Source organism: Bacillota bacterium, assembly GCA_012839765.1.
GTDB lineage: Bacteria > Bacillota > Limnochordia > DUMW01 > DUMW01 > DUMW01.
On the sequence record DUMW01000025.1, the window covers coordinates 1 to 5,320 of the forward strand.

The following is a 5,320-nucleotide window of genomic DNA, read 5'->3' on the forward strand; positions in this document are numbered from 1 at the left end:
AACAGCGTCAACGTTGGTGCTACCACCTGGTTCAATCTTGGTCCTGTCAGCAACAAGCTGGATGTGGACTATGATACCACTAACCCGTCCCGTCGGGGCGACCTTGATGACTTCATTAAGGTTGCGCTGAATAGCACGTATGAAGGGTTCACCTTCAATCAGCGGGCTACCGTGTTGGTACCAGACGAGAAGACCACGAATCGTGCTTCCACGATCGAGGATACCGATGCCCTACGGTATGACTATGCGATTACCGTGACCACTCCGAAGTACAATCTGGCTAATGGCTTTACCGCCCAAGGTCGGCTGGACTTCGATTGGGATATGAACTATACCGAGGATAATCGTTACCATACCATTGCTGGTTTGCTGGTCAACGGAACCACCGATATCTGGCGGCTAAAGAAGGTGCAGGTCGACGGTCGGGTCATCGTTGACATGCCCATGGACAAAGATCTGATTGAGGATCCTGTGAAGTTTGCTGTCCAGGCAAAATACGACGCTCCCAATGGTGTGAAGTTCCGGGTTGAGTACTACAGCTCCAATGACTACAGCAACGAGGAGACCACCTCCTGGGTTCACGGTGAAGCGTTGCAGAAGCGCTACGAGGCTTATCGGTTCTATGCGCATGACGATACTCCGCAGGGTCTGCGGGTAATCGCTGGTATTCCGTTCTAATGTAGAGCATACAACAACCGGGTTTGGGTTTTTGCCCAGGCCCGGTTGTTTTTTTATCCGCTGCCATGAGAAGAGATCACCTTGGAGGCGTATATCTAGAATTGTGATTCGGCATCCTTTGGACTGGAGCCGATTGTATCTTAGGTAATATCCTCTTTGAGTGACCCTTTAGGAGGTACCCTTAGAGAAGTTGGAGATTTGCTATCAATTGTCCCTGGCAGGAGATGGAGAAGATCTGTCGAAAATGTCCAGCGGTAACGCGATAAGTAAGGTTGTGGATAAGGAGTCGAGATTATGATCTTAGGGAAGGTCCTGGGGAACGTGGTTAGTACCCAAAAGGACGAGAATCTGCAGGGGTTTAAGCTGCAGATCGTGCAGCCGCTGAATCCAAGCAATTTGGAGCCAATGGGCGCGCCAATTGTGGCGGTGGATACCAGCGGGGCGGGGTGCAATGATCTGGTGATGGTGGTTTCAGGCAGTTCCGCAAGACAGACTAAACAGACAAGGACCGCCCCTGTGGATATGGCCATCGTTGCCATTGTAGATTCGGTAGAGATCGAGGGTAAGCGGGTATATGGAAAATAGGGCGGTTCGTGCCTAAGGTGGAGGTGGGGCGGGGGAGTAGGCTGATTCGACCCCGCGATGGAGATGAAGCTGGCAAAGGTGATCGGTAAAGTAGTTTCTACCGTTAAGGACGAGAATCTGGAGGGCATCAAACTATTGGTGCTACAGCCCTTAAATCGTAGATTGGTGGCAGAGGGTGTGCCCTATGTGGCAGCTGATGCCCTGGGTACGGCAGGCGAGGGTGATATTGTCGGTGTTGTATTTAGTGGGGATGCACCAGAGGCTTTTCTGCAGGACACGTGTCCGGTGGACGCGAGCATTGTTACCCTGGTGGACGAAGCTTGCAAACGGGCTTTGATGGCCGAGTAGGAGGCAACCGATGATTCTAGCGCGGGTAGTCCGGTCGGTGGTATGTTCCACAAAACATCCCGCCTATGCCGGAAAAAAGTTGTTCATTTTGGAACGGGTAGATGCAGAGGGGAAGACTATTGGTCAATATGAGCTGGCCGTGGATTACGTAGGAGCAGGTCCCGGCGATTTGGTGTTGGCCGGTGGAGCTCCGGGTGTTGCGGCGGAGGTTTTTGGTCTGGAGAAGGCTCCTATCGAGACGTTAATCATGGCCATCGTGGACGCCGTGGAGGGAGGAAGTGAACACCGTGGATGATTACAACCGTCTAGGTGAAGAGTTGGCAGCACGAGGGATCAATATTGATGAGGTTAAAGCGAGGTTGAAAAAGCAGAAGCTGGAAACGCCTTCCTGGGCCTATGGTGATGGTGGGACCCGGTTTTACGTGTTTAAGCAGGAAGCCGCGGCTAGAACCGTCTGGGAAAAGATCGCCGATGCGGCGGAGGTTCACAAGTATACTGGTATTACCCCTACGGTGGCTTTACATATCCCCTGGGATTGGGTGGAGAACTGGGAAGAGCTGGCGGACTATGCCCGGGAACTGGGTGTTGCCGTGGGTAGTATCAACCCGAACCTCTTCCAGGATCCTGACTATAAACTGGGTAGTGTCACGAACGTAGATCCCAAGGTGCGCAGGAAAGCCATTGACCATATGTTGGAATGCGTGGAGATTATGAAGCGGACCGGCTCTAAGGTGCTGAGCATGTGGCTGGCCGACGGCACCAACTATCCAGGGCAGGGAGACTTCCGGCGGCGGAAGCGTTGGATGGAAGAAGCTTACCGGGAGGTTTACGAGGCTCTCGATGATGATATGGTCATACTCATCGAGTACAAGATGTTTGAACCGGCCTTCTACCATACGGATTTAGCCGATTGGGGTATGGCTACGGATCTGGCGAGGAAGCTGGGGCCGAAGGCGAAAACCCTTGTGGATCTGGGTCACCATGCCTCGGGTACTAATATTGAACATATTGTGGCCTATCTCATCGATGAAGGAAAATTGGGTGGTTTTCACTTCAACAGTAAGAAGTACGCCGACGATGACCTGACTTCCGGTTCCATCAATCCTTATGAACTTTTCCTGATCTACAATGAACTGGCTAAAGCAGAGGCCGATCCGGACAATGCTCCAGAAATTGCGTATATGATTGACCAGAGCCATAATATTAAACCGAAAATCCAAGCCATGATTCAGTCGGTGCAGAATCTGCAGACGGCTTACGCCAAGGCTTTGCTGGTGAACCAGGAGAAGCTGACGGAGTTGCAGGCCGCTGGCGATGTGGTGGGGGCAGAGGAAGTGCTCATGACCGCGTTCAACACCGATGTGACTCCTCTGCTGAAAGCTGTGCGCCGGGAGCTGGGTGTGCCCGAGAATCCCTTGGAGGCTTTCCGGCAAAGTGGTTACGAGGCCAAAGTGGCCAAGGAACGCAGTGGACGATGAAAAAAGCAGGGCAGTTGCCCTGCTTTCTTAAACCATCCTGATGGCAAACTCTGGACAGTTGGGGCTGCAGTACCCACAGAGGATGCATTTGTCCGGGTCTAGGACCGCTTTCTCTCCTTGCAAAGAAAGAGCCCCGTTGGGACAGGTACCGATACAGGTACCACATCCCCGGCAAAGGTTGGAGAGCACTTTCAGTGTTTTATCCACTACGCTGTAATCCCGCAATTGCGGCGGGAGCGGTTTGCCGCTCATCAAATGCAGGTTGATCGCTACCTCGGTCTTGTTAACCATCCCGATGGCGATCACTTCCAACCCAGGGATGGATTGCACCCACGCCAACGCGTCCTCTCGATCCTCCAGGAGATTGCCCCCGGCGAAGACCTTCATCGCATAGACTCCCTTATTCTGTTCATAGGCATATGTGATGGCCCGGCGCATCTCTTCCCTATTGCCTCCGAGAATTCCCAAACCCACCTTGTTGATCAACGGGAAGACAACGTCGATATCCGGGTGATCCGCGGCCTTGGTGACCACCTGGCAATGATGGGTGGCGACCCCCACCGCTTGGATGATCCCCTTATCCTTGTAATCGCAAAGACACTCCAGGGCGCCCTTGCGCTGCTCGAACAATTTCAGGCCCGCCCGCGCGGCGTGGAGATGGAAAATGGGAATGACATCCAGATCTAAAGCTTTGCGGGCTTGTTCCACGCTCTTTTGCATTTCTTCATAGGTGCAGGCCGCAGACTTCGTGGCGATGACCGGTGGTGTCGACCGACCCTTGATGGCCAACCGGATATGTTCGTAAGTGCCATAGGACTCCGCGGTATCGATGAAGTTTACCCCTTGGTTCAGGGCGTAAGCAATTACCTCCGCGCCGGTTTGCGGCGGGAGGTTCTTTTGCAGCGGGCCCATCGGAAGGGCACCAAAACACAGAGTACTAACCTGTAGACCGGTTCTACCCAAAATGACCTGTTTGATTGTAATCACCTCAAACCAGGAAAGATTCGTTGTGGGAACGCTGGTTGTCCGTAGCTCCAGGGGGTCGGCAGTGGTTCCCAGGGTTGGGAAACAAACCACCGAGCCCGTGGATACTAGGATGGGTTGTCCGCTACGGTACTAGAATGAAAGGCTACCAGTTACCAACCCCTGTTCTGAATCTGATCCGTGTCTGGCAAGGTCGATGTGGCAATGCCTGACATGGGTTCACCAAGATTTCGGGAGACCTTGGCGATGAGTTCTGGATCGTCGTAGTGCTTGGTGGCCTCGACAATCGCCCGGGCCCGTGCTACAGGGTCCGCCGATTTGAAGATTCCCGAACCCACGAAGACACCGTCAGCACCTAACTGCATCATTAGTGCAGCATCGGCAGGAGTGGCAATGCCTCCGGCGGCAAAGTTGACCACAGGAAGCTTTCCTGTCTCGGCTACTTGCAACAGCAGCTCATAGGGCGCTCCCATTTCCTTAGCCTTTGTCATCAATTCTTCCTTAGGCAGGCTGGCAATGATGCGAATTTCATCCATGACGGTCCGCATATGTTTCACCGCTTCTACCACATCACCAGTGCCCGCCTCACCCTTGGTCCGGATCATTGCGGCCCCTTCGGCAATTCTCCGCAGAGCTTCGCCAAGATTGCGGGCTCCACAGACAAAGGGTGTTTTGAACTTAGTCTTGTCAATATGGTATTTGTCATCGGCCGGTGTAAGAACTTCACTTTCATCGATGAAGTCTATACCGATGGCCTCTAACACTTGGGCCTCCACAAAATGGCCGATCCTGACTTTGGCCATCACCGGGATACTCACTGCTTCTTTGACTTTAAAAATGATTTCGGGGTCAGCCATTCGTGCTACCCCCCCAGCCGCCCGAATATCTGCGGGGACGCGCTCTAGTGCCATTACTGCCACCGCGCCGGCCTCTTCAGCTATCTTAGCTTGCTCGGGGGTTGTTACGTCCATAATCACGCCGCCGACGAACCGCTTAGCAAACGCGAGTTTATCCTGAACCATGGTATCTTCCTCCCGCCTTGCAGAAAATCGTGTTCATGATTATTATACTCTTTGTTGTCCATATCGTAAACAGCGCCCCTTTCCGGTGGGAAAGCAATTCTTTGTCTGGTCCTAGCAGGAAAGTGGGAGGTAAGGGCGAATATGTACAGGGCAGATTTCAAACATAGCACCTGCAGTGGGTGAAGAGGGAGGAAATAGTGTGAAGGTACGAATTGATGAGGATCT

Annotated in this window: 7 protein-coding genes; 5 read left to right on the forward strand and 2 right to left on the reverse strand. The window is 53.0% G+C overall.

Annotated elements, in window-relative coordinates:
• The 5 genes from GXX57_02345 to rhaI form a co-directional block, all read left to right on the forward strand.
• Window positions 1-678 (forward strand): hypothetical protein (locus tag GXX57_02345; protein HHV43496.1); only part of this gene is annotated, 678 nt, incomplete at its 5' end.
• Window positions 679-972: 294 nt separating this feature from the next.
• The gene (locus GXX57_02350; protein ID HHV43497.1) at window positions 973-1,263 is read left to right on the forward strand and encodes a EutN/CcmL family microcompartment protein; all 291 of its coding nucleotides are present in this window, start codon (window positions 973-975) and stop codon (window positions 1,261-1,263) included.
• A 63-nt stretch (window positions 1,264-1,326) separates the two neighbouring features.
• Window positions 1,327-1,611 carry a EutN/CcmL family microcompartment protein gene (locus GXX57_02355; GenBank protein ID HHV43498.1) on the forward strand — a complete coding sequence of 95 codons (285 nt, stop codon included), beginning with the start codon at window positions 1,327-1,329 and terminating at the stop codon, window positions 1,609-1,611.
• Between the two features lie 10 nt (window positions 1,612-1,621).
• The gene (locus GXX57_02360; GenBank protein HHV43499.1) at window positions 1,622-1,906 is read left to right on the forward strand and encodes a EutN/CcmL family microcompartment protein; all 285 of its coding nucleotides are present in this window, start codon (window positions 1,622-1,624) and stop codon (window positions 1,904-1,906) included.
• The gene (gene rhaI, locus GXX57_02365; protein HHV43500.1) at window positions 1,890-3,089 is read left to right on the forward strand and encodes an L-rhamnose isomerase; all 1,200 of its coding nucleotides are present in this window, start codon (window positions 1,890-1,892) and stop codon (window positions 3,087-3,089) included. The genes GXX57_02360 and rhaI overlap by 17 nt, the downstream gene beginning before the upstream one ends.
• A gap of 27 nt (window positions 3,090-3,116) precedes the next feature.
• On the opposite strand, the gene GXX57_02370 is transcribed toward rhaI, so the two are convergent.
• Both GXX57_02370 and pdxS read right to left on the reverse strand, forming a co-directional pair.
• Window positions 3,117-4,067 carry a 4Fe-4S binding protein gene (locus tag GXX57_02370; GenBank protein HHV43501.1) on the reverse strand — a complete coding sequence of 317 codons (951 nt, stop codon included), beginning with the start codon at window positions 4,065-4,067 and terminating at the stop codon, window positions 3,117-3,119.
• 158 nt (window positions 4,068-4,225) lie between these two features.
• Window positions 4,226-5,095 carry a pyridoxal 5'-phosphate synthase lyase subunit PdxS gene (gene pdxS / locus GXX57_02375; GenBank protein HHV43502.1) on the reverse strand — a complete coding sequence of 290 codons (870 nt, stop codon included), beginning with the start codon at window positions 5,093-5,095 and terminating at the stop codon, window positions 4,226-4,228.
• Window positions 5,096-5,320: the final 225 nt, after the last annotated feature.

Bases quoted from the DNA above. Each gene is read 5' to 3' on its own strand.
- GXX57_02350 (HHV43497.1), top strand. From the start codon at position 973: ATGATCTTAGGGAAGGTCCTGGGGAACGTGGTTAGTACCCAAAAGGAC.
- GXX57_02355 (HHV43498.1), top strand. From the start codon at position 1,327: ATGAAGCTGGCAAAGGTGATCGGTAAAGTAGTTTCTACCGTTAAGGAC.
- GXX57_02360 (HHV43499.1), top strand. From the start codon at position 1,622: ATGATTCTAGCGCGGGTAGTCCGGTCGGTGGTATGTTCCACAAAACAT.
- pdxS (HHV43502.1), bottom strand. From the start codon at position 5,095: ATGGTTCAGGATAAACTCGCGTTTGCTAAGCGGTTCGTCGGCGGCGTG.